This window comes from Draconibacterium mangrovi (assembly GCF_010586825.1).
In the GTDB taxonomy this organism is placed as follows: domain Bacteria; phylum Bacteroidota; class Bacteroidia; order Bacteroidales; family Prolixibacteraceae; genus Draconibacterium; species Draconibacterium mangrovi.
In genome coordinates this window covers 209,250-235,516 of sequence record NZ_JAAAGB010000001.1, presented here as the reverse complement: position 1 = coordinate 235,516, position 26,267 = coordinate 209,250, and the positions used below count along the sequence as shown (strand labels likewise).

The 26,267-nt window shown below is 41.6% G+C and carries 17 protein-coding genes; 6 read left to right on the top strand and 11 right to left on the bottom strand.

Annotated features, from left to right (window positions below; all coding sequences use genetic code 11):
- Positions 1-100 precede the first annotated feature (100 nt).
- The 9 genes from G4420_RS00930 to G4420_RS00890 all read right to left on the bottom strand — a co-directional run bounded on the left by G4420_RS00930 (position 101) and on the right by G4420_RS00890 (position 9,161).
- On the bottom strand, positions 101-571 hold the full coding sequence (locus G4420_RS00930) for a hypothetical protein (RefSeq protein WP_045026960.1): 471 nt from the start codon (positions 569-571) through the stop codon (positions 101-103).
- 21 nt (positions 572-592) lie between these two features.
- Positions 593-2,416 (bottom strand): V-type ATP synthase subunit I, encoded by a 1,824-nt coding sequence (locus G4420_RS00925; protein WP_163321748.1) that lies wholly within the window; start codon positions 2,414-2,416, stop codon positions 593-595.
- 8 nt (positions 2,417-2,424) lie between these two features.
- A complete protein-coding gene (locus tag G4420_RS00920) occupies positions 2,425-3,033 on the bottom strand; it encodes a V-type ATP synthase subunit D (protein ID WP_163321747.1) in 609 nt (202 codons plus the stop codon).
- The gene (locus G4420_RS00915) at positions 3,033-3,521 is read right to left on the bottom strand and encodes a DUF2764 family protein (RefSeq protein ID WP_163321746.1); all 489 of its coding nucleotides are present in this window, start codon (positions 3,519-3,521) and stop codon (positions 3,033-3,035) included. Before G4420_RS00915 ends, G4420_RS00920 begins: the two co-directional genes overlap by 1 nt.
- A gap of 11 nt (positions 3,522-3,532) precedes the next feature.
- Entirely contained in the window at positions 3,533-4,138 is a 606-nt protein-coding gene (locus G4420_RS00910; RefSeq protein WP_045026962.1) for a hypothetical protein, read from the bottom strand.
- A 19-nt stretch (positions 4,139-4,157) separates the two neighbouring features.
- Positions 4,158-5,462: a V-type ATP synthase subunit B gene (locus G4420_RS00905; RefSeq protein ID WP_052670641.1), complete on the bottom strand. Its 1,305-nt coding sequence runs from the start codon at positions 5,460-5,462 to the stop codon at positions 4,158-4,160.
- Positions 5,459-7,231: a V-type ATP synthase subunit A gene (locus G4420_RS00900; protein WP_163321745.1), complete on the bottom strand. Its 1,773-nt coding sequence runs from the start codon at positions 7,229-7,231 to the stop codon at positions 5,459-5,461. The genes G4420_RS00905 and G4420_RS00900 overlap by 4 nt, the downstream gene beginning before the upstream one ends.
- Before the next feature lie 283 nt (positions 7,232-7,514).
- Positions 7,515-8,384 carry a universal stress protein gene (locus tag G4420_RS00895; RefSeq protein WP_163321744.1) on the bottom strand — a complete coding sequence of 290 codons (870 nt, stop codon included), beginning with the start codon at positions 8,382-8,384 and terminating at the stop codon, positions 7,515-7,517.
- Between the two features lie 30 nt (positions 8,385-8,414).
- Positions 8,415-9,161, bottom strand: a complete 747-nt coding sequence (locus G4420_RS00890; protein ID WP_163321743.1) for a hypothetical protein — start codon at positions 9,159-9,161, stop codon at positions 8,415-8,417.
- 1,141 nt (positions 9,162-10,302) lie between these two features.
- Between G4420_RS00890 and G4420_RS00885 the strand changes: the two genes are divergently transcribed.
- From G4420_RS00885 to G4420_RS00870, 4 genes are all read left to right on the top strand, one after another.
- The gene (locus G4420_RS00885; protein WP_163321742.1) at positions 10,303-11,592 is read left to right on the top strand and encodes a Gfo/Idh/MocA family protein; all 1,290 of its coding nucleotides are present in this window, start codon (positions 10,303-10,305) and stop codon (positions 11,590-11,592) included.
- A 95-nt stretch (positions 11,593-11,687) separates the two neighbouring features.
- Positions 11,688-12,419 carry a ThuA domain-containing protein gene (locus tag G4420_RS00880; RefSeq protein ID WP_163321741.1) on the top strand — a complete coding sequence of 244 codons (732 nt, stop codon included), beginning with the start codon at positions 11,688-11,690 and terminating at the stop codon, positions 12,417-12,419.
- A 31-nt stretch (positions 12,420-12,450) separates the two neighbouring features.
- The gene (locus G4420_RS00875; protein ID WP_163321740.1) at positions 12,451-13,803 is read left to right on the top strand and encodes a Gfo/Idh/MocA family protein; all 1,353 of its coding nucleotides are present in this window, start codon (positions 12,451-12,453) and stop codon (positions 13,801-13,803) included.
- 21 nt (positions 13,804-13,824) lie between these two features.
- Entirely contained in the window at positions 13,825-15,036 is a 1,212-nt protein-coding gene (locus tag G4420_RS00870) for an MFS transporter (protein ID WP_163321739.1), read from the top strand.
- A gap of 474 nt (positions 15,037-15,510) precedes the next feature.
- Here the strand turns inward: G4420_RS00870 and G4420_RS00865 are convergent, their stop codons facing one another.
- Positions 15,511-17,391 (bottom strand): hypothetical protein, encoded by a 1,881-nt coding sequence (locus G4420_RS00865; RefSeq protein WP_204273560.1) that lies wholly within the window; start codon positions 17,389-17,391, stop codon positions 15,511-15,513.
- A gap of 113 nt (positions 17,392-17,504) precedes the next feature.
- A complete protein-coding gene (locus G4420_RS00860; protein ID WP_163321738.1) occupies positions 17,505-20,021 on the bottom strand; it encodes a glycoside hydrolase family 9 protein in 2,517 nt (838 codons plus the stop codon).
- Positions 20,022-20,965: 944 nt separating this feature from the next.
- Between G4420_RS00860 and G4420_RS00855 the strand changes: the two genes are divergently transcribed.
- Together G4420_RS00855 and G4420_RS00850 are read left to right on the top strand one after the other, a co-directional pair.
- Positions 20,966-24,199, top strand: coding sequence for a SusC/RagA family TonB-linked outer membrane protein (locus G4420_RS00855; RefSeq protein ID WP_163321737.1), 3,234 nt, complete (start codon positions 20,966-20,968; stop codon positions 24,197-24,199).
- 30 nt (positions 24,200-24,229) lie between these two features.
- On the top strand, positions 24,230-26,095 hold the full coding sequence (locus G4420_RS00850) for a RagB/SusD family nutrient uptake outer membrane protein (RefSeq protein WP_163321736.1): 1,866 nt from the start codon (positions 24,230-24,232) through the stop codon (positions 26,093-26,095).
- Positions 26,096-26,267: the final 172 nt, after the last annotated feature.

Below are 26,267 nucleotides of genomic sequence, written 5' to 3'. Positions count from 1 at the left end.
TTCTTTTGATAAAGATATTCAATTGTATTTACATATATAAAATAAAATCCCCCGCCGAAAAACAGCGGGGGAATATTATAGTGTCATGCTTTGCGTATTATTAAGCACTCGGAATGCCTCCCATACCAAATACCATGGCAAGAAGTGCAACAGTTTCGATGATACCCATGGCTGCAATGTACATACCCGAACCTTGTTTATCATCAACAGCCAGGTTGGCACAAGCTGCAGCACCAACACGACCCTGCATAATTGCAGAGGCAGCAATGGCGATACCTACAAAAAATGCCCAGATCATCTGATTGGTATAACTGTCGGGACTCAGGTTTGCACCTATCATCGAATTCATAAAAATCATACCATAAATTACCTGGCTTAATGGCATACCTACCATTGCCAAAGCCAGCGAAGGAAGTTTTTTCTTATCTCTGATCGATTGTTTCCAAAGCCCTAAAGCTCCCATGCCTGCAATACCGGTTCCAATTGCTGAACCTACACCTGCAATACCCAGAGCAATAGCGTGTCCGCCAAAGCCTGTAACTGTTGTTGCTAAAATTGTTGTTAAAGTCATTTTTATACTATTTTAAAAATTTTATTGTTTGTTGTCCTTCAAATTGAAGGGTTTATATTCATTTCCTGAAAACTCAACTTCGGCGTGCCCGGCGTATTCGAGCATGTTTAAGCGTACACCATGAACCAGCACTGCCATTGCCGCCAGAATCATATTCAAACCGTGCCCTAAGATTAAAACCAGCACCGCTCCAATTCCGGACGCAACAGTGGTAATACCGTCGCCAATTGCCATTTGGTTAAAACTTGCTGCCATTAAAACGGTTGACAGACCAACTGCATAAAGCCGGATGTACGAGATAATGTCGGAAAAACCGTTGATTATGCTGAGTGGCAAATTACCAATAGATGAAAGCATGCCTTTAAAGAAGCTTGTTCCCGGTTTTGAGAACAAAGCCACAAGCAGTGCGCCTCCAATAAACAGCCAAACCATTAAGCCCGGAGCTTCAATGCCCAGTACCATTTGGTTTACAATGAGGTATAAGCCCCAGATAATAGCTATCCAGCCGAATTGCGCAATGGCCCTTACGCTGTTATTGAACTTCCATGCAACCTGCAGGTGACCGACCGTTAGGTGAACAGCTCCGATAAGGAACATGATTTTCTGAATAATCAGGTTGTCGCCACCAAAGCTGGCCAGTGCATCAATTTTTAAGCTGCGCAGCACCGGTAGTTCGGCAATTGCTTCCGATCCGAAATAGGTTCCGGTTAACACACCCCAAAACATAATCGACACCGAAAGTGTATAGATCAACCCAAACTCAATCTGTTTGGCGAATTTTTTCTTCCGGTGTGCCAAAAAGGTGATCAGCAAGAATACCAGGCCATATCCGGCATCACCTACCAAAATTCCGGTAAAAAAGGTAAAGAATACCATAAATACCCGGGAAACATCCATTTCCTTGTAGCCCGGAACCAGACCCATAAAATCCATAACCGGCTGAATGCGTTGTGCCCATTTTGGTGTTCGCACAAGGGTAGGGACCTCTTCCTCTTCTTCCGGTAAAGGATCCTCAATCACATAACCCCAATGACGTTTTTCAGCTGTTTCGATAAATTCGTCAACGTGTTCCAGCGGAATAAAACCTTTCCAGAAACGTACGTGTTTATCCACAGCCAAACCTCCAAACTGCACATTACGAACATCATAACGACGCAAGCGTTCTTTTAAGCCGTCTACCAATACAGCTTTCTGTTCGCGTAGCTGAAGTAAAAACTCCTTGTTACTTTCCAGGTCCTTAATGGTTGCTGCTAATAATTCTTTTGCGTTTTCCAACTCATTCTGCGGAAATGGTAGTGCTTCCATATCCAGCAACCGTTCGCCGGCATCCTTGGTTAATAAAATAACCTGGTTCAGATCCGAGAATTTGCCAACAACCTGTATGTCATCACGATCGGATACTTTTTTTAAGTCCTTGTCGTCAAGCAGATAGGTTTTTATCCAAATTCCTTTATCGTTGAGGTCTTTAATATCCTTTAGGGTAATATTTCCCCAATTCTCGAACCACCTTATGTCGCTGGTTAGGTTGAGTTTAATATTTTCCAGTTCCAGTCGGTGGTTTTCAGCATCCAGCACCTTTTCCATCAGAAAAACCGCTCCCCGTTCCAGTTTCGAGTAATCCGGAATTTCCTCATTTTTTTGGCCGGAATACTGCTCATTATCGTATTGATTCAGAACCTCGATGGCATTTTTGAGCTGTTTTATCCGGGCATCAACACGTTCAATCGATTCGTGTTTTGCCGGTTGCAAAGGCGCAATGTGTAACACTCCAAGCTCTCCCAAAGCGGTAAGCTCGGCATCAATATCATCGGCTGAGTCGGGCATAAACAGCATCAGTTTCTTCATTTCTGCTATCATAAGCTGCCCTCCTTTTGTTTGCTTGTTTTAACCACTTTCGCCGTTGCAATTGTAAGACGTTCGTCGTCCTGCAGCTTCTGACCAATTTTACGGATGGCCAGTTTTGCATTCGGAATACGACGATTCTCGAACAGTTTTACCCGAGCACGCACATCAAGCAATTCTTCTTCCAAAAGTTCGATTTGTTCTTTCAGACATTCGATTTCGGCCAGCAGTTGCAATTGTACCTGCATCAGCTCAATAGCATCGTCAACCCATAAAGGCGTTTCGTCGTTAACCGGCATTACGTTAAAGTCAACCTTAACGAACTGCTGAACACGAACTCCGGCCACATCAATGGTTTTGGTGATGATTTTATTCACCGAAATGTATTCATTGATGTTTACCCACGAGTCGCTCATCACGGCTGTCCATGGTTCTGCTGCCTTTCGGTTCTTTTCAATCTCTTCGCGAATTTGCTCAATCCGTTCAGCGATGGTATTTATCGTTGCCATCAACGATTTTTCCATCGCTTCAAACAACGGCAGCATCCTTTCCGATACCTTCAGAATTTTCTTCTGACGGGCCCGTTCCGTTTTTGTATATTTTATTTTTATACCTGCCATTATTTGCCCTCCTTGTTTTTCCCCGGATTTACCACTGATGCCAATACTTCGGCACCCTTAATTTCATCGAAGGAATACAATCTTTCCACCAGCTGAAGTTTTAGTTTATACACCAAAACTTCCGTTAACGTGAATGTTTTCCCGGCCTCAATGTCCTGCAATTCTTCCCATTGCCACTGCAAGATATTCATCTCGCGCTCCATGGGATTTCCGCGCAGCAACGAATTCGGCATCCGTTCCGGCTTCGGCTGACGGTTTTGCGCTTTGGCCGTTCTAACTTCTGAAAGATCTTCCTTAATACTGTTTAAAAGCGAGGAAATGCTTTTTACTCCAACCTTAGCATCCAATTTCTGAATATCAACCGATTGCAACGCCTTGAAATGTCGTGTAGACAGCTGGCGTTTTGCGTCATCGTTAAATTCATCAATTGTAATCGGAGGTGCCTCTCCCAGGGACAACGATGGCAAACTGGTCATAAGATAAACCATGTTTGACATATTTAATCCTCCTGGCTTTTAATGATCCGGTCAACTAAATCCTTGTTGAGTAAGGAAAATAAACCGCTCTCAATTTCTTTTGAGCTTACTACGAAACTTATTCCGTCTTTGTCGGTCGATTTTACTTTTATTTTGGCTTTACTTGCTGAAAGTGGTTGTAAAGTTACCTCTTCCTGAAGTGCTTCTTTTAATAAAAATGCTTCCATTTCTTTGTGCAACTCCGGCGGTACTTTTATCGATTTTTTTCCTGAAATCGAATCGATCACAACTTTTAGCAGTTCTTGCAGGTATTCTTCCTGACGGAATAAAGTTTTGCACTCTTTCCCAAACACCTTTTTCAGGTGGTTTAAGATGGTTATTTTTGTGGCTTCAACCATATCGCGCGAAGCCTGTGCAATTGCTTTTTCTGCATTCTTTTCCGCTTGCGAAGCTTTTGTTTCAGCCTCTTCAACAATTTTTTTGCTGGTAGCTTTTGCTTCGGCAATCAGTTTTTCGGCTTCCTGCTTTGCATTTTCAATTATGCGTTGTTTCTCTGCTTCGCCGGCATTAACACCCTGCTCTTTTAGTTTGGAAACAATTCCTTCCAGGTTTTCTTTATTTTTTGTCATCTCTTTTTCCGATTAGTAGTTAGTTCCAATATTGCTCGATCAGTTTTTTACTCAACCCGGTTTCGGTTGGTTCAAAATGTCGTTTTAAAATATCCCAGCATTTGTCTAATGCGGCTTCCAGCTCAATGGGTTCTCCAAATGGTTCCTCCATATTTGCGATAAAATCTTCACGGTAACGCAGCAGTTTTTGCGAGAATGTATCGTTTGCTGCACCAACTTCAGCTGCTTCGTATGCTTTTTCAGCATCGGCAAGTAACGATGCCATTGCCGTCATAATAGGGCGGTGGTCATCTCGGGTAGTGTCGTTAACCTGCTGCTTTAAACGCGACAGCGAACGTGCCAGTTTTAGCTTGCCATTGTCAAGGAAAAACTGTCCCTCGGTAATATAACCGGTATTATCAGGAACCGGATCTTCAAGCGATTCAAGCGTTGTTGCCCCGATAATAGTTATCGAACCGGCGCCTTCAATATCGGCAGCCACCTCGTAACGTTTGGCCAGTTCTGAATACAACGAACCCGGATAACCCTGCAACGAAGGAATCTGATCCTGGTAGTTGGCAACGTTACGCAAAATGTTCGACCAGTTGGTCATGTCGGTTAACAGTACCAACACGTCTTTTCCCTGGTCGGCAAATTCGCGCGATACACTTAATGCCACATCGGGTAACATAAGGCCTTTAATCTGCGAGTCTCCGGCAAGGTGAGTAAACATGATGGTTTTATCGATATTACCCGACTGCGACAACTGCTCCTTGAAGTAGTGGTACTCGTCGAATTTCAAACCTATACCGGCAAAAATAATGACATCGGCCTGTGCGCCCTGTGCAATCTGCGAAAGCAAACGGTTGTAAGGCTCGGTTGGACCGGCAAAAATTGGAATCTTTTGCGATTTTACCAGCGTATTAAATACATCAATCATCGGGATACCTGTCCACAGTGGTTGCTTGGGAACCAAACGAACTGTTGGATTTAAGGTATCTAAACGCGTTGAAACATATTTGTCGAAAATAATTTCCGGGCCACCGTCGGCCACATCGCCAATACCATCGAAACTACGGCCCAGCATATTGTACGAGAAACCTGCAGTTAGCGGAACCTCGTGCATGCGTATTTTTGTTTGTGTGCTTAAACCCTGCGTTCCGTTAAACACCTGGAAACGCGTTGAGTCTTCGGTAATATTAATGGCCTTGGCAAACGAAAGACTTTGGTTGGTTCCGGCCTCCAGCAATTCTACCACGTGGTTGAGTGCTACACCCGGATTTCCTTCAACCGAAATCAGTGCTTTACCAACTTCGCTAATTCTGTTTATTTCTTTTCGTATCATAGTGTGTACTCTTCTTGAAAAATAAATTGTTCAACTTTTTTTGGAAGAACGGCCATTTCGTCGATGCTTTGTGCAGATAAATTCCAGTCTTTCCACCACTGGCGCAATTCATCAAATTTTGCTTTTACCATTTCTTTTACTTCTTCATCTTCCTTGTCGTCCTGCGCAAAATTGATGGTACTATCGATAAGTTTCTGAACAGCCTCGTTAATAACAATAAGGCGTTCAGGTCGGGTACACGCATCCAGTTTGTGGAAAGCATTTTGCTGCATTACACAGAAATCGATGGTGAGTCCTTTTTGATAGAGAACATATTTCTCCACCGGAACCTTTTTCAAACCAATGGTACTGATGGTTTGATCGATACCATTTGCTTCGTAAAGCGTTTGAAGCATTTTATTGCGGTCGTCCCACGAAATAAAACTGTCGTACACCGATGATGTGTAAGAAAGCGGATCGATTGCCGGGTATTTTTTTGCATCGGCACGGTCTTGCGACAATCCCCAGAAACTTCCGGTTGCATCCATTGTTGCCTGTGTTACCGGCTCCTGGAAGTTACCACCTGCAGGCGAAACTGTTCCGATAAAAGTTAGCGAACCGCCTGTGCCCTGATCGGCACCGGCACGCTGGTACATCCCTTTAATCTGATCAGGAATATCCATAGGGAAAGCCTCCGGACCCGGAATATCTCCCTGGCGTCCACTACGCTCACGAAGTGCCTGTGCCCAGCGCGAAGTTGAGTCGGCCAAAAGCACCACATTGTATCCCTGGTAGCGGTAATATTCGCCTACGGTTAATGCGATAAATACACTGGCTTCACGCGCTGCAACAGGCATCGAGCTGGTATTCCCGAAAATACACATCCTGTTCATCAGCGAATCGCCGGTTGACGGATCTTCCAATTCCGCAAAATCTTTAAACACCTCAACAGCCTCTCCGGCACGTTCGCCGCAGGCTGCCATAATAATAATATCGGCAAGGGCATATTTACACAAAGAGTGCTGCAATACGGTTTTTCCGGCACCAAAAGGACCCGGGTTTCCAACCGTTCCGCCATAACTAACGGGCGCAAGTAAATCGATAACACGCACTCCGGTAGAAATTGTTTTACTCGGTATAGCGCGATCCTTGAACGGAATAGGGGATTTAACCGCCCAGCGGAATGCCAGTTTTAACTCGTGTTTTGTGTTTTGACTATCAGAAATAACAGCAACGGTTTCGGTAATATTAACCTCGCTTTTTTCGATAATGCTTTCCACTTTGCATTTGCCAAAATTAAAAGGTACCAAAATGCTGTGGGTTAAACGTCCTTCTGGAACGGTACCGATGGCATCGCCACCATTTACTTTGTCGCCAACTGCTACCGATGGGGTAAATTCCCACAATTTTTCTTCATCAAGTGCCGGAGCTTTCATGCCGGGCACCAGGTAAGCATTCTGTTCGCCCAGTTTGTATAAGGGATTTTGCAGTCCGTCCCAAATACTGGTTAGCAACCCCGGTCCCAGAAGTACAGATAAGGACTTCCCGGTAAATTCTACCTGATCGCCAATTTGAGCACCGGTTAAATCTTCAAACACCTGCATTTCAACAATTCCGGCATCCGAATTTTTCGGATCGGGAATAATTTGTAATACTTCGGCTTGTAACGATTTACCATCTACTATAACATTGGCAGTTTCACCCATTATCGCATTTCCGTAAAATCGTGCTTTTACCAACGAATCCTGAATGGATATGAGTTTGCCTGTTCTTGTTGTATTATTATTCATGTTATTTTATATAGAATGTCTAAAAATCTTAATATACTTTGTTTCCTAAAAATGACGGGATCATGAATATTTATTTGTGTAATATTTTAATATATCTTAACTTATTAAGGCATGTTGTCAAAATGACACTATGAGTTTTGTGCGTTTTTCCTTCTCAAAAAACTTACTTGTCGCGATGATTGAAAGTTAATTTCCCTGTCATCATTTGAAATAAAAATATTTTCGGTGTTAATGTGAAAGCTTTGTAATTAATTGGCATAATTTTGACTTATTTCTCTCATTTTTAAAGAAAAAGTGAATCGACAGGATTTGGTGTATAATTAACCGTAAACACAGGCAACTTACTTCCATGAACTATTTCTGAAACAAATTTTCCGATGTTTGTATTGGAGAATATCGATTCCTGATGCGTACGAATAATTAGCAACTCCGGATTTTCTTCTTTTACATATTCAAGAATAACCTGGTGCGAATCCTGATTGTACACTTTTAGTATTTTAATGTCGCATTCAATGTCGTGATCCTGTAGTAGTTGTTGAATCTTTTGGGCATTTTTTAAAGCAAGGCTTTTTTCCACATCAATATTTGCTTTTAGTGCCGACAGAATCGTAATTTTTGCATCGTGTTTTTTTGCTAGAAACTGCGCCCATAAAAGCCTTTTTTTTGTTGATTGGGTAATGTCGATCGGGATAGCAATGTTCTTAATTTGAGGTACACCAAAGTCTTTGTTTACCGTCAATACCGGGCATTTCGACAGGCTAATTAATTTGTCGACTTCTTCTTTTGTTAATGCTCCCGGATAATTGGTGTCGCTTTTATCTATCAGCAGAAACTCCAGACTGTCGGTTTTCGACTTTTCCAGTAAAACATCCACCGGATCGCCGGCCCGCACCGAAATAACAATATTGTTTGGTATATCTTTACCAAGTACTTTCTGAACAAAATTGGAAAGTTCTTCTTTTGCTTCTCTCAATGCTAATTCAGTCTCTTCGGGTTGAAAATTTCGCTCAAAAAAACCGGGCTCTTTTATCACGTTTAGTATTACAAGTTTTACCTCCAGGGTATTCTGCAGGTACAATGCTTCTTTTAAAACTGTCTCTCCTTCTTTATTTGGCGAAATAAGTGCCAAAATGCTGTAATCTTTCTGTTTCATTGCTATTGTTTTAATCTAACTGCTTTCCGGCTAATCGTTTTCAATTACAATTAAATCGCGGCTTGTATGATTCAGGTAAGTATTAATTCCCTTACATTTCGTTTTCTGTTGAATAGTGCTCACTCTTGTATCAATCTCATCAAAATATTCGTGGAAGTAGGATTTTACATGTGCATTTATATTTTGGTTCTCCGTTTTTAGTACGAAGAGTATTTCCAGATTCGACTGGGTTCTTCTGCATATTTCCAGAACCTGACTGCATAATTGCTCCGATGGATTTTTATCGGGATTTGCTACAACCAGAATCTTTTTCGAAGTTTCACCTTCAAACGTTTCGGGTAGAATAAATAGAGGATGTTGTGCGGTATCGATTATTTTCTCCAAACATCCGTTTTGTCTTTTGCACGAATCCTCGAAAGAATTATGGGTAGACAAAACAAGGTTGTGTTGGCCGTTAATAATCGGTTTGAAATTCAGAACGGAGTTAAGTTCGCCTTCAACTGAAAGGGTATTCACTTTCTGTTTTTCAATGCTAAAATGCTTTAATAATCTGTTTTTTAAAGCCCGTAATTCATTCCGGGTTATTTTTTTTAGATGATGGCTAAGTTTGCGCATCATTAAGTGCCCCCAGCCGGGATTCTGATATGTCTGTAAAATGGTAACCGGCGATTCTTTGTATAGAAATTTCATGGCAAACGAAGTTGCGTGCCAGCTTCCGTCCGAGAAATCGGCCAGTATTAATATCGATGGTTGATTATTTATGGTTCTTACACTCATTTGCTCACTTATTTTGTTTTTAACAAAATTACCATGGACAAAGAGCAATTGCTACAGGTGAAAACCTACTTTTAAGGAGGAAAAAATCTAACAAAAGGTAGGGAAATCCCTAGTACTGATTGTGAGACTTAATTACTTCTGCTTGCATGACATCTTGATTAATTTTTCTGGTTAGAGGTGGCTTTTATAACTATCAGTAGTTCATGCTGTAAGCCATTCTGAAATTTTTACCACAAAGTATTGCAGGGAGTTGGAATTACTTCGTATAAGAACAATCTGATGTGTTTTAATGGCTTAAAAGTAATCTTGCTTCCCGGTAATTTACATACCACTTCACAACGCGGTTTATGCGGCTTTTGAGTTAAAGTCTGGTAAATTTTCCACGGCGATTTTAAGGATGAACGCTTACTTAAAACTGATCATCTTCATGCTGTAAAGCATTGTTCTTTATTTATTCACTTATTTTAGAATGTAGTACCTTTGTTAATTATCGAACAGAACAGAACAGTATCGATAATCAAGAAAATATATTATATAACGTACCTAACTTAAACTACTTTATGAAAAAAATCTGTGTGTCTAAGTCATATTATTGACGACAAAATCTTGCATAATAAAAGTCTGAAAGAAATTTTCAAACCACAAAAAGGATTGATCCCATTTTTGTTCAGATTTTAAGCAAATAGTTCCAAATAGCAATGTAATATTTTGAGTAAGGAATTTGTAATCGATTTAATTAGGAAAGGTTGATTTTTATTTCTTGGGAATTTAAAACATTCGCAGTTCCCACTCGCGCAAATTTATCCCATTGGAGCGATTTACTGCAGGAGATAAGGAGAATATGAAAGAGATTCCAACCTTAGTGGATTCTAGTTATTCAAATGTTCAATGATTGCGGCAGTCCTATTTAATATTAGTTCTTATATAGAGTGACCTTTTTACATCGGATCGATTCAGAAGGCATTGTGATAAAAAGCTAATATGAACCATTTTATTCAAGTAAAAATGAGTGTTACAAAACCAGTGAAACATTACCTGAATTCTAATATTAAACAAAAAACCGATATTAAAATTATTTACTCCAGCTGTCTTTTCAGCTCGAGCAAATTTAATCTATACAACTAAACAATAAAATTGAATTATGACAAATTTTTCCAGAAGAAGGTTTATTCAAACCAGTTCAATTGGTGCCGCAGGCATAACTGCGTTGCCATTATTGCAAAGTTTTAAGGCTGGTGCCAACGACACAATTCGTGTTGGATTTATTGGCCTTGGTCAGCAAGCGATGAACTTATTAAACGGATTCCGACAAATAAAAGGAGTTGAGGTAGTAGCCGGAGCAGATGTGTATGGAATTAAAAGAAAACGGTTCGAAAAACAGGTTAAGGAATATTATCCTGATGGAGAAGTGACCACCTTTTTGGATTACCGCCCTATTATTGATCGCAACGATATTGATGCAGTGGTAATTGCAACACCCGATCATTGGCATGCAATGATTGCGATTGATGCATGCAACGCCGGTAAAGACATCTATCAGGAAAAGCCAATAACTTTTACAATAAAAGAAAGTATAAAAGTTGCCGAGGCTGTGCGTCGTAATAATGTAATTTTTGCCACAGGAAGTCAGCAACGTTCCGACAGTAATTATCAACATGCCGTTGGTATGGTTCATCGTGAAGCCTTCGGAAAACTCACAAAAGTACAGGCCTATGTAGGTCCGGGCCCCGATCCGTATGACTTGCCAGCAGAGCCAATTCCGGAAGATTTGGACTGGAACCGTTGGTTAGGGCCTCTGCCACATAGTATTCATTTTAATTCAGCACTGGCTTTGCCAATTTCAATCGACCCTCCGGTAAAAGAAAGAGGTTGGGGCCGCTGGAGATATTACAAAGAAACAGGTGGCGGTTTTACCTGCGACTGGGGTGCACATAATTTTGATATCGGACAGTGGGCGCTGAAAAAAGATCACAGCGGGCCGGTTGAAGTTATACCTCCGGGTTACCAGGGAGCCAATTACCTGACTTATGTATACGATAATGGGCTAGAAATGGTAAATGAGCCGTATGATGATAGGAAAACATTAGGACTTAAATTCTGGGGAGAAGACGGCTGGATTGAAGTTTCAAGAGGACAAATTGCAGCTTCCGACAAGTCGTTATTGCCTCCTGACCAGGGAGAAAAAGATGCAGGACTTTACGAAAGAAGTGCCGGACATGTTGAAGATTTTATTAATTCAGTACGGGCACGCCGAGATCCTATTGCACCGGTAGAAGTTGGACAACGAACAGTTGCATGCTGCATATTAGGAAACATCGCCTACGAATTAAATCGTCCGGTACGATGGTCTCCTGAAGCTCAGTATTTTATCAACGATCCTGAGGCAGAAAAGCATTATCACAGGGAATATCACAACGGATATAAATTATAACCATTAAATTATTCGAGATGAATTCTTTATCCAGAAGAAAATTTGTACAAACGACAATAGCAGCAGGAGCCGGAGGGATCCTGCTGCCTAAAAAAATGGCAAAGGCAGCGGAGGCGCAAACTACAGATTCGCTAAAAGGTAAAAAAGTACTTTATGTTTGGGGTGGCTGGCCGGGGCACGAACCGGAACAGTCTGTTGACGTATTTGTTCCATGGTTGCGTTCCGAAGGAGCTGAAGTGGAAGTTTCTAATTCGCTCGATTCATACCTCGATAAAGATCTTATGGACTCCAGAGATCTTATCATTCAAATCGTTACTATGTCTCAAATCACCCGGGAACAGGAGAGTGGCCTTTTAGCCGCCGTTAAAGAAAACGGAACCGGAATTGCCGGATGGCATGGTGGCCTTAATGATTCGTTCAGAAACAATACCGAGTACCAGTTTATGATTGGCTCGCAATGGGTAGCACATTCCGGGAACGTTATCGATTTCAGGGTTAATATTGTCGATCATGATGATCCAATAACCGCAGGCCTTGATGATTTCGATTTACACTCGGAACAATATTATATGCATGTTGATCCGAACGTTAAAGTGCTTTCAACAACAAAATTTATTGCAGGTCATGCGCCATGGGCCGACGGCTGTGTTATGCCGGTAGCTTATAAAAAATATTATGGCGACGGAAGGATCTTTTTCTCCTCTTCGGGCCATGTGATGGCTGATTTCGAAGTTCCGGAAGCCATGGAAATCATGAAACGAGGAATACGGTGGGCTAGCGAAAGCAAATACCAGCCCAAAGAAAGTTGGGTGAATCCTGTCTATTAGTAGTTGAGTATAAACTTTTAAAACGTGAGTAATGAGAAATATTGATAGAAGAAGGTTTCTTCGGTCTGCCTCTGCTATAAGTGTTGGTACCGCATTAATTCCAAACTTATTGAGCTGTTCGCCTTCGCAGAAAGTTAATGTAGCCATAATTGGAGTTGGTGGGCGAGGTCGTGAAAACTGGAGTAAAAGCAAGAATGAAAATATTGTTGCTCTGTGCGATGTAAACGACGAAAGCGCTGCTGAAGGTTATAATACTTTCCCAAAAGCCAAACGGTATAAAGATTACCGGAAAATGTTTGACGAAATGGCTGATGAGATTGATGCGGTTATGGTATCAACACCCGATCATAGTCATTTCCCGGCAGCAATGGCGGCCATGCAATTGGGAAAACATGTTTTTGTTGAAAAACCACTGGCTCATAATGTCTGGCAACTAAGAACACTAAAAAAAGCAGCTGAATATTACAATGTAATCACGCAGATGGGTAATCAGGGGCATACAACTGATGGTATCAGAAAAGTAAAAGAATGGTACGATGCAGGTGTAACAGGTGAGGTAAAAGAAATATTTGCCTGGTTTGACGGACCCGAATTTGGGGAAGGAAAATACTTCACCAAACCAGGGCAGTACCCACCTGCAGAGCAAACTATTCCCGAAAGTCTCGATTGGGATTTGTGGCTGGGGCCTGCTGCTGTTCGGCCTTACAACAAGGTTTATGTTCCCCGCTCGTGGCGGGGTTTTTATGATTTCGGAAATGGCGAATTAGGCGACTGGGCCTGTCATACACTCGATGCTCCGTTCTGGTCATTAGAGTTGGGAATGCCCAATGTTGTTGAATCTGAATTTCATTCGGGTTCTCCTGATGGTTTTGTACCCGATAAATCAGTAATCCGTTTTGAATTTCCGGAAAGAGGAAATAAACCACCGGCAGTTCTGAAATGGTACGAAGGAGGATTGAAACCCGAAAACAGACCTGAATGGGGAATTGATGAATTGCCGCCTTCGGGAATGATTATGGTTGGCGAAAAGCAAAGTATAATTACCGGTGGCCGGCCAAATAACGCAATGCTGATCATGTCGGATGAAGAGTGGGAAGACTGGGTTGACAACAAAATGCCCGAACCTTCGATTCCTCGTATTGAGGGTGGACCTGTTAAAGAATTTCTGGATGCCATAAAAGGTGATGGCCCAATGCCCGGTTCGAACTTTAACTATGCAACCGGTCTGACAGAAATGGCTTTAATAGGTGTTCTTGCACAGCGTTTTAATACACGAATTGAATACGATGCAACAAACATGAAGGTAACTAACCACCCGGAGTTGGATCAATACATTAAAGAAGCTGTTCGTAAAGGATGGGAATATGGAAAAGAACTTTGGTAAAATCTAATTAAATCTAAGCATATGAATAAAATCAGAACGTCTTTGTTATTTAACACCAGCTGCCTGGCTCTGGTAGTTACAGCCCTCTCTTTTGGAACGCGCGGTGGATTTATAACTCCGTGGATGGAAGAATTTAACCTTGCAGGGGCAGAGGTTGGATGGATAGTGGGAACTGCCTTCTGGGGATTTACACTTGCCATGGTAATTTTTGGTCCCCTGGTTGATATTTTAGGCATCGGAAAAGTTATGGCAATTGCGTTCGCCTGCCACATTATTGGCCTCACCTGGACCATATTTGCACAAGGTTTTTGGTCGCTTTTCTTTTCAACCATGTTTATTGGTATTGCAAACGGAAGTGTTGAAGCCGCAGCAAATCCATTAGTCACGGCCCTGTATCCGAACAATAAAACGGCAAAGCTAAATCGGTTTCACATGTGGTTCCCGACCGGTATTGTGATCGGAGGACTCATCGTTTTCTTTTTAAATGAATTAGGTATCGGATGGCGTATTCAAACAGCAGTAATGTTATTACCCACTTTGGTTTACGGTTTCTTATTCTTCCGTCAAAAATTTCCCGAAACAGAAAGGGTTACAGCTGGTGCATCGTACAAAGATATGCTTAAAGCATGTGTGTCTCCATTATTTCTATTTATGGCCTTTTGCATGCTGTTTACAGCTGCCACCGAATTAGGAACCAACCAGTGGATTGCCGCATTATTTAATAACTCGGTAAGTAATTTATTTGGTGAAGGGATTGGAGCAATTTTGATCCTGGTTTGGATCTCAGCAATTATGGCTTTGGCCAGATTGGTTGCTGGTCCGGTTGTTCACCGTTTATCGGGTATCGGAGTATTATTGTTCTCCGCTGTTTTTTCCGGAATCGGTCTTTATTTAATGAGCATCTCATCCGGTGCTGTATTATTTGCCTCAGCAACGGTTTTTGCATTGGGCATTGGATTCTTTTGGCCAAATATGTTGGGGGTAGTTGCCGAAAAAGTACCAACAAGCGGAGCTTTGGGATTAGCCATTATGGGAGGAATCGGATTCCTTGGAGGAGCTATTGCCCAACCCGTATTGGGTAAAATCTATGATGTACAAACTACCAAATTTGGTGATGATTTACTTGCCGGCGCAGCTACGCTTCGGTATGTAATTATTCTTACGGCATTTCTTTCACTGGCTTTTTTGTACTTGTTTTTAAAACATAGAAAGAAGAAAGTCGTAAAAGCTTAGAAAAAATACTTGACTTAAATAGTTTGATTAGTTTAGTTAGTTCTACATCAGTATTGACATTTGATTAACAATCATTATTGTCAATACTGATTTTTTTTTGGTGAAGCCAAAGTTGTAACCAATCTTCTTTGTTTTTGGCTGTTGGCTTTGCAGGCTGTTCCTGCATTCTACACAATAGTTGACAGCCGGGGAAGTTTTTGAACGCCTGAAAGTGCAAACTCCTGAATAGTTGTGCAAAGGGTAGTACTTTCTCAATAAAATGGTCCTCTTTGCATGCAAAGGGCAGTACTTTTTCAACAGAATAGCCTTCTTTACATGCAAAGGGCAATACTTTTTCAATAGAATGGCCCCCTTTAAGTGCGGAGAGTAGCATTTTTACACAAAAACGGCCTTCTCCGCACTTGTTGAAAGCATCGATAACACTGGTGTTCTGGTCTTTTTTTCTAAAAATCAGCTTTTCTAAAACGCTGTACCTCAATTTTTCTTAAAAATACGGTATGAATGTGGCATTAAAGTAACCCTGAATTTACTGGTCTTTTCAGGCCCTCTCATTCTGCGGCTAAAGAAGCTTGGTGTTTCTTCGGGCAGTTTTTCAATAGTAACTCCTTCGGAAATATCGGAGATGGCGAAAATATCTTCGGCGCTAACCAGTTGAATGGTTACCGGTTCATCCAAAAACGATTCAATTATAAATGTATTATTGTCGTAAACAAACAAGCTTACTTTGGCCGGTCCCTCGATGTACATTCCCAAATCTTTGCTCAATACCTGGCGAAATACATTCAAAACTCCGTCGGGCAAATCGTAAAGGTTACCAAAATCGTTGGGGATTGTTATAACATACAGGTTTCCCTTTGAATACTGGCCCCTAAGCAGCATTGGATAACCGCTAACGCCATTTGTCAGCGGACGTCCAGCGCTAACAATTTCCCAGGCATCGTTGGTTTGATACTGCACCTGTGTAATAAGGATGTCTTTTTCGGCTTTTCCGAAGAAGCCAAAATCGTTAACCAGTGCGTCTTTGTCTCCTGCACGTAATTCTACAATATCGGCAATGTCGTTTTGTATGGCTTTAAGTAAGCCGCTGGTAATTACGATATCGCCGCCTTTCTGTAACTGCTTTTTCATTTTGTTTACAATATCGCTATCGTACTTGGCTTGCTCGGTTAGCAGTATTACTTTCTGGTCTTCAGAAAATTCGGAATACATGTCCATGGGCAGACCAATCATTCCGAGGTAATTCTGCAGGAAATCGTCGCCCAGCGAATGATAAGGTTTATATGATTTAATTCCGATTGGTTTGCCCAGTTGGCCAACAACTTCATCAGCTTGTTCCAAAGCTACACCGGCCACACGTGCTAAGGTCGACGGTGTTACAGTTGTACAATCGGGCAATTGAACGGGTTTCATCATCTCGTCGTAATCAAAACTGGTTCCCGTGCCTTGCCATTGTTTCCGGTGAATTTCGGGGCGCAGTTGCACGCCGGTTAGTTGGTTATAGGCAAATAACATAATCTCGGGCGCTTTGGCAAACATGGTTAACCAAAGTTGTTCAGCGTAGCGGTCCATTCCCATGTTCGATCCGCCGGCATCAACCCAACCGCCAAAGTTGTAGCCCGGACGTAAGTTGTCGAAATAGCGAATAATATTGTAACTGAGGTAGTTTTGCAGATGCTGAGCAGATGAAGGGTCGCGGGTTTCTGTGCCTGTCCACACGCCATCAAACAGGTGTGGCCCGTTTTGCAGATCGAATCCCAATCCCTGAAAATGATCGTACCAGTTGGGGTATTTAATAATCACTTTAACATTGGGATTAACTTTTTTCGCCGGATCCAGAACCAGTTCTTTTCCCGCTTTGGTCATTAGCTTTGTTCGGTACTCCGTCCAGCTCATGTCGCCTTTTGCCTCAATTTCGATATCGGATTTACAGCTGGTGAAAAAGAAATCGTCGAGAATAAAATCATCAAAATAACGGGCGGTGTGTTCGGCAATCTGCTGCACTATTTCCCGGTGTTCAGGATTGGAATAGCAAAAGGTTTCAAAATTGTTCGATTCATCAATGGTGTATGTAATTCCTCCTCCAACTTCCAGTCCTTTGTCCAAAAAATATTGTTTTGCCTGCTCCAGTGTTTCATCAGGAACAATCAGCAAATCGCGATGGGTTTCCAGGTAAATTTTGTCGATTTTTATCTGGTTCGAAATGATGGTCCAGGTAGAGTCGAGCCAATTCAGGTCTTTCATCTTTTCCACTTCATAAGCCCGGACATACACCGACACTTTATAATTTTTGTAATTTCCGGCCTGCGAAAGTAGAGTCATACCAGCCAGTACAAGTAAAATAATAATTCGTTTCATAGTAGGTTTTTATTGGTTTCAAAAATTTTACATCGGTCCGTTTTTCGTATAATGATTAAAACTTCGCTCTCAAAGTTTTGTCGTTGAATTTTATATCTCAGCTAATATTCCGCTTATTCTTCGGCCAGTAGCTGTTGAGCCGCCAAAGCCAAAAACATATAATGCGACGAGCCGCCACCAAGCACGTATTCAACCTGTTGCCACAGGTACGGAAATTCAAGCAGTTCCGGGAAATCGGGGCGAATAAGTGCCGTGCCCGACACAACGCCACCCGGAATGTACGACCAGTCGGCGCGATTTAAACCATAACCAACAGTTGCCGAGCGCGCACCAATTCCCGAAGCAAACGAAGAAGTATTGGAGCCCGGATGACAACCCAAAATAAAATTGAGTGCATTGTAAATGTATTCTGAGCTAAAAATATCGGGGTAGGCGGTATGCAAAAAGTATTGCCTGAAACCGAATGACTGAATATCCCAACCGGCACCCCAGACACGCGGACGATAAGGAATTCCGTATGGAGTTTCGGCACCTTGTTTTTTTATTTGATCGTTTAGCCCGTTCATGGCTTCTCTGATCGCTTGGGTAAAAGCAGGGTCATTGATCTTTTTTTCGGCGCGGCCAATGTACCATCCAACAAATCCAATAGCTTTTGTAATTAATTCGGTTTCGGAAAGCAGGTAATCCTTATAAACGTCATCGCCGGTAGTAATGAATAGTTCGGTTGCTGCGTGTATTTTTGCCGATTTCGAACGTCCGCTTGCATCTGTAATCTCAAATAAGGTTTTGGCACAATCAAGAGCCTGCGCGCTGAGCGTATCGTTAAAGTCTTTAAGCACCCTTGCTGTGGCTGCCATCTGTGCAGCAGTGGTTAATTCGCGGTATGGATTATCTTCGGTAAATACCCAGCGGTCGTCGTCGTTGCCCGCTTCGTTGTCAGTCATTGCCGCTGCGTCGCTCAGCATTACATATTGTCTTAGGTTATTACAAATTATTCCGCGGTAAAGACGGCCAAGGGCGCGGTATCCGCCAATAACAGTAAGAGCACCGTTTTCAATTTGTTGAAGGATGTCGGCTTTCCCATCGGGCTGATGAATTTCTGTAATTCGTTTTTGCTGATCGATGGAAGTTACATCATAATCCACCCTAAATGCTTCGTAGGCCAGTGCCAGAATGTACGTTTCGCCAGCCTGTGATTCAACCCGCAGGTCGAAGTCGCCGGCATCGTGCCAGCCACCAATATTTAATCCGGGCACCATATCGCCGGGCGAATAATCAGTTAAAGTGGATTCTCCTTGTACATAGCCATCAATGTGGTTAAAATTAACCGGAGCCATTTGCGCATCATCCATATGGCAGTCGTCGTGCCAAACACGGTATTTCTCGTTTACTCGCATGTGACACATCTGTACGGGTAAGAAATATTCCAATACCGGTTGCCAGACTCCGCGATCGTAAACCGCATCATCAATCCGAAAAACCGGAGAAGCAGAATTACCGTATCGCACCTGGTAAAGACCGGGGTCATTTATTTCCGAGAAATCGAACTTCAGGTAGTTGTAGCGCAAAAATTGTCCCCATTCTTCACCTGATTTATTGAGTACTTCTTCTTCTCCCGAAGCGGTAATTTTGAACAGCGCCGGAGTCTCTGTTTTTTCGGTGCGTTTATCGAGTTCAATAATAGCTGTTTTTTGTTGATTGCTGTGATAGCCAATTTGCGAAGTTTGAACAACCGGCATATACTGCCAGTCTGCTACCACATTAGGTGTAATGATCCATTTTATTGCCTCTTTTGTTTTTCCTGCGGGAATTTCGCTTCGTACAACAAACCAGCCATTGTTGTGATTCATACGGCCGTCGTATAACTTTAAGGCAGCTCCCTCACTTTCAATGCTGAATTTTCCGTAAGGATCGTCGGGGCGTACCACAAAGTGGTGCCCCTGAGCATAAGGCTCGGCAACAATATCGTCGGCAATTATCGGGCTATATCCTTCTCCGGCAAGGTGTTCGGCTGAGGCTTTTCCTTCCGGATTAAAATTCCCCGGATTGTTGTAATGCGAAGGTTCGTAACGGGTTGGCCCATTGGGTTGTTGCGGAAAAATTCCCGTTTCATCGTCCATAATCCAGGGTTTACCGAATAATGCTCCCGGAAACAGTTCCATATTAAAACCCACTTTCCCCAGGTAATTTTGCGGAACGGGTTGCTCCAGGTCAATGGTAACGATAACTGAGCTGCCTTTGCCTTCAACATTTACGGTGTAATTTAACTGCAGATCGGGGTAAACCATAGGGTTAAAGCCGGTAATGTGGCGCGATGAGTCGGGAAAACTCAAATATGCGGTAATCGTATTTTTATCCTGGTTCGTAACACGGTCGTGTTGTTTCGGTACGGGTTGCCATTGTCCGGGAGTGGGTTCCAGCCTGATATCGCCGTTGGTGGCAACGCGGTTTCCATGCATAATCAATGATACACCGCCCTGGTGTCCTTCAGGATAAATATCGTCGAAGGCCATTACATCCACGCCATGGTTTTGGAAATATCCGGATGATATAAGTTTAAATTCCTGGGCTTTGAGGTTCGTGGTAAAAAGTACTACCAGAAAATAGAAAAGGAAAGAAAATTTCTTCATAATTCAGCTTTTAGGTTGTTGGTTTATTATTGTAATCAGATTCATTAATTTCTTCTACTTAACAAATTTATAAAAAATTGTAATTATTACAATAAGTACCTCTGGAGCTAAAAATGAATAGAGGAAAGGAATATTGGATTAAAAATAAACAGATCATATGTTTTGAACAAATAATACATATTGTATTACTACAGCTAGTTACAATTTGTAATTATTTGAAATGGTCTTAAGAAGCACTAATACAGTAGTTTGAGATTTGTTTGTATTAGGTATTTGGTTGATGTATTTGCCTAATCGCAAGCGCTAAATACATTGTTTAAATGCTATGTACGAATGCTGTTTTTATTCTTTTGGAAGTAAGATATTTATCTAAACTTAAAACTAATTTATCTAAAATTATAAGTCATTTTTATACTGATAATGTAGTTTTGACAATTACTAACAAACGATATTCAAACTTGAAATAATGGACTGTAAAAAACTATTATCCTTAGCCGTATTCTTTCCGAATACAAATTTCGCTTGTGATTTGCGATTATCCAAAATTGTTGGAAAAGTGATACATATACCTAGGTTTAATTCGTGCATATTGTCGTTCACCTGATTTGTACTGATTGGGGGTTATGCTTAACACCATTTAACCATTGTGCAAATTATGTGTGTTTAATGAAGTAGAACGAAAGACTGTGGTTTCAACTTTTCGCATCGAATTTATCACTACTGTTTTTCTGAAAATTTCAATAAGCACCAAAGTTTAAAAAGATTTAGTTGAACGCACGGTGTGAAGTTGGTGATGCATAAAATCCTGTCATCAGATAAAACTCAGAATGAACGAAAATATAACTAAGAGGTTGGAGGACTATTTTAAGGGTGTATTTCGCCTGTATAAATAACCACTTTCGTCTTAGACTTAATTCCAATTTATTAATCAAAACTATTTATTTATGAAAAAAGGCAAATTATTACAGGTTGCACTTATAATGCTACCTATGATGCTCTTAACACTCTGGGGTTTTGGACAAAACATCAATTTGCAGGGTACTGTAGTTGATGATTCTGGAAGTCCGATTCCGGGTGTTTCTGTTACTGTACAAGAGACTACTATTGGTACGGTAACCGACTTTGATGGTAAGTTTGATCTGGAGGTTCCTCAGGGATCAAAAGTTCTTGTATTTAGCTTTGTAGGTATGCAACCTCAGAAAGTTGAAATTGGTACGCAAACCACTTTTAACATTGAATTGAAACCCGATGTGGTTGGGATCGATGAGGTTGTAGTAGTTGGTTACGGTACAATTAAAAAGAGTGACATCTCAGGTTCCGTAGCTTCTGTAAGTACCGAGGAAATGATGAGAAAAGCACCAACCAACATCGCACAAGGTCTGAAGGGAGCTGCCGCTGGGGTAATGGTCACCTCACAAGATGGTGCCCCTGATGCAAATGCTGCAATACGTATTCGTGGGGTTGCAACCATTAATGGTTCTGCTTCTCCTTTGTATGTGGTTGATGGTGTGCAGGTTGGTACCAACGCCAATTTCCTTAACCCGGCCGACATTGAAAGTATTGAAGTATTAAAAGATGCTTCGGCTACTGCTATTTATGGTGCACGTGGCGCGAATGGGGTAATTATGGTAACCACCAAACATGGTACTAAAGGTGTGGCACGAATTGAGTTCTCAGCAAACTTTGGTGCACAAACCTTGCCATATACTCTTGATGTGCAAGATGCCGATACCTATGCGGAATCGATTCGTAGTGCCCGTGCCTCTGATGGAGGTGTTCCGGTATTATCTATTTGGGATACGCAATATGATGGTAAAAGAAAAACCATTAACTGGCAGGACGAAATGACACAGATGGCCCTTAAGCAGCAATACAATCTTTCTGCATCGGGTGGTACAGACAAAATACAGGCCAATTTTTCTTTAGGTTACCTTGATAATGAAGGCCTTGTTGTAAACAGTTACTACGAGCGTATAACTTCGCGTGCTAATGTAAAAGTAAATGTAGCTGATTTTATTGAAGTGGGTGGTGATGTTAACTTTGTTCACTCCGAATCGATGGGTAGCAACTCTGCTCTTGGAAACAATACCAACCTTTCAAGTTTACGCGATATGGCATTTATTACACCTACCATGGACTATATTAGTGACGGTGGTGAATACATCAGTCCTAACGTAGTCAACCCGGATGGAACGTATGGTGTTTTTTATCAAACATCTGTGGCTAACGAAATTGGTAAAGGTTATGATAATCCATATGCCCGCCAAATGGAATTGGACAACCCATCAAAATCAAACCGCGTATTTGCAAGTGCTTATATAAATCTTGATCTTTACAAAGGTTTGTCTTTTAGATCAATTGCTTCGTATAACTTCACTTCTAACGATGGATACAGCTGGACTCCGTTAAGGTACCGTTACAACAATGGAGAATCAATTGAGCTGTACGGTGTGGATATGACTGAACAGTTCTCAATGAATGCTTCTCAAGGCAATGATTTGGCTCTTGAAAGTTACTTTACATACAATTATAAAACCGATATTCATAACCTTACATTGATGGCTGGTAATTCAGTTAGTAAGAGTTATGGCCAGTGGCTAAATGTTTCTGCAAAAGATTTCCCTGCATCTAATATCCGCGATATTGGTTTAACCAATGACTTGGATTCGAAAACTGCAGGTGGTGCTTTTAACCTGCAAACCCGTTACATATCTTATTATGGAAGGGCAATGTACAGTCTTAAGGATCGTTATATCTTAACGGCAACTATGCGTCGCGACGGTTCTTCAAACTTTGGTGCAGGTAATCGTTGGGGATCTTTCCCATCAGCAGCTTTAGCATGGCGTATTTCTGAAGAAAGCTTTATGGATAGCATGCCGGTAGTTAGCAACCTTAAGTTGCGTTTAGGATGGGGACGTACAGGTAATGCAGGTGGTGCAACCGATTTATCAGTTGAACAACTAAGTTCTGCAAGTAATTTGTATCACTTCTATGGCATTTCATCGAGCAGTCAGGGTAGCTCTGCTGCAAATGGTTTTGCTCAGCAAAGTGTAATCGATACCAACCTGAAGTGGGAAACCAACGAACAGGTAAACGTTGGTCTTGATTTAGGCTTATACGATAACAAGTTGAATATTACAGCTGACTATTTCGAACGTACCGCAAAAGATTTGCTGATTTACCAAACAATGCGTCCTTCTACAGGTTTTACAACTGTGTACACTAACTTTGGTGAAATTCAGAATAAGGGTTTCGAATTCAGTGTTAATTATAATACAAACATCGGAAGAGACTGGCATGTTGGAGCAACTTTGACAGGTTCATCGCTGAAAAACAAAGTTATTGAATCTGGTTCAGATATATTCAATACCAATTCAGGTACTACCTACGATGGTAGTAACGTCGGTGCTGTTGGTGGCGGTCTTAGCTGGGATAACCACTCAATTTGCCGCGAAGGTTATGCTGTAGGTTCTTTCTACGGATACAGAGTTGCCGGTATTTTCTCTGATCAATCAGAAATTGACCAGTTAAATGCTGCTGCTGTTGCTAATGGCTACGATTACTACCAGGAAGCTCAAACTCAGCCTGGCGATTTCAAATATGTAGATATTAACAATGATGGTCAGATCAGTGAAGAGGATATGGACGTTCTGGGTAACGGTTTCCCAAAACTGAACTACGGTTTAATGCTTGATGCGACTTATAAAAACTGGGACTTCTCAGTATATATGTATGGAGTTTTAGGTCAGGATATTCTTTCTTACTCGGCAATGAAACTGACTACTATGACACCGTCTGACGATTGTGTTTCAAACATTTTAGCTGATGTTGTTGCTGATGCATGGTCGCCAACCAATACCGACGGAGCATATCCACGTTTATCAATTACCGACCTTAATGCCAATACCCGTACTTCTGATGCATGGATTAAGAAAGGTGACTTCCTGAAGATAAGTAACATCCAGATTGGTTATACTTTACCAAACAATATCGCCAAAACGTTAAAAATGTCTGGTGCCCGCGTTTATGCTTCAGTACAAAACCTGGCTACTTTTTCATCGTACAACAAATATGGCGATCCTGAAGTGGGACAAGGAAGTGTGCTCTATACAGGTCTTGATACCGGCCGATATCCAACACCACGTACATATACATTTGGTGTGAACATTAAATTTTAATTGTTCCATAATAAACAAAAGATTAACATTATGAAAAACATATTAAGAATTTTATTTATAGCCGCTTTTGTTGGATCTGTTTTATTCGGAACAACTTCTTGCGACAATGAAGAGTTTTTGACAGTAGATCACTATACGATTCTTGCGTCTGATCAAATGTTTAAGAGCGAAGATGACGCGGCAAAAGGTTTGGTGGGATGTTACGACATGTTCTTCCCTGGAAACAATGCCGGCGACTGGAACTATAAACCTCAGTTATTTGTAGGTTGCCACCCTACACTGGAAACACAAGCTACCGGATGGGATAAACAATATGGTAACCAACAGTGGACTGCTGATGACGAAAGTTTGAATGCAGGTTGGATGTATGCTTACCGTGCTATTGGTCGTTGTAACGTATTTTTAGCAGGTTTGGAAGCATCAGAAGAGGCTGCAAACTGGTCAACAGCTGCTTCTATGGCTGGTCAGGCTAAGGCAATCCGTGCATACTTTTACATGTGGCTGGCACAAACCTGGGGAAAAGTACCAATGCTGGCTGCCGGCGAAACTTTCTCGAATACGCCTGACAAGGCTGCTGCCGAAACTGATGACGAAATGTGGGATTTTATTATCCAGGATTTGAAGGATGCTTCTTTAGCACTTGAGTGGGCACCACAAAATAACGAGTACGGTCGTTGTACAAAAGGTATGGCACTTTCATACTTGGGCGAAGCGTACTTGTGGAAAGCATACAAAGCGCGTATCAATGGTGATGGCGATGCCAAGAGTAATGAAAATATTCAACTGGCTGCTACTGCGTTAAAAGAAGTTATTGATGACGGACCTTACGAATTGGCACCATCTTACTCTACTTTATGGGACGTAGGTCTTGCATGGCCTAAAGAAGCTGTTTGGCAGGTTGTTATGGATATGGGCGCAGGAAACTATTCGAATTGGGACTCTGACGCGCACAACTTTGTGAACTTTTTTGCCGGTTCTACCAATGGTGGTGGTGGCTGGGGCTCACAGTACCTTTCGTGGGAATTGTATTTCTCTTTTGAAAATGGAGACAAACGTCGCGATGCGTCACTGTGTACTAACCCTGTTCCTGAACTTCATGAAGATCAGCGTTCAGAATATTGCTATGGTTACAACCCGTTTTTACAGCAAACAATTGGAAGTCCAAGTACACCAGATGTAAACAGTTTTAAAATGAATAACGGTGGCGACTATGCACCAGGCATTTGGACATTAAAACTTTGGAGAAACCAACGTTGTCAATGGTCATCGCCTCACTCACCGGTTCATTTCTATTACAAACGTTATTCAGGCGTAATGCTCGACTATGCTGAATGTTTGTTCCGCTTAAATGGTGGAGATGATGCAACTGCATGGGATCTTGTTAATCAAGTTCGTGATCGTGCGTTTGGAAACCAGGAAGTAGGAAAAGCCGAGGCTTTAACCAGCACATTCCTGCCTTATTTCCAATCATTGGAGAATATCAATGGTTCTTATTCTGACTTTGTTGCTCCAACAGAATATCCTATTCCATTCAATACTGAAGCTGTAGTGGTGCCTGATGCCAAAACTTATTACACAGCAGATGCAGCTGGTAACGAATACCACCAGGCCTTCTCTGGTTTAACAGTTTGGGAAGTTGCTCTTGGACAGGAGCGCCGTAAAGAGTTTAACTCAGAATGGAACCTGAAGTACGACCTGCAACGGTCCGACTTCCTGATCCCTCATATTAATGCCAATTATCCAAAAGGTGTAGGTGTTCCTAATACCGATTTAAATGCATTGACTAACTGGCATACTTATCGCGAATGGGATTTCAACGAAAAGAAACTCGTTATGCCTATTCCGACAAATGAATTGCTTAGAAACAAACTGATAACCCAAAACGACGGTTATTAGAAGACCTATTTCATAGATAATTATTATTTAAAGGGATTTATCGAAAGGTAAATCCTTTTTTAGGTTAGTACGCCTTTTCATTCTTTATTATCATCTGTTTTGCCCGCCATTATATATTATGAGCCCAAAACAATACAATTGTTTTAGCAGTGTTTATATGCCCATTCCGTTT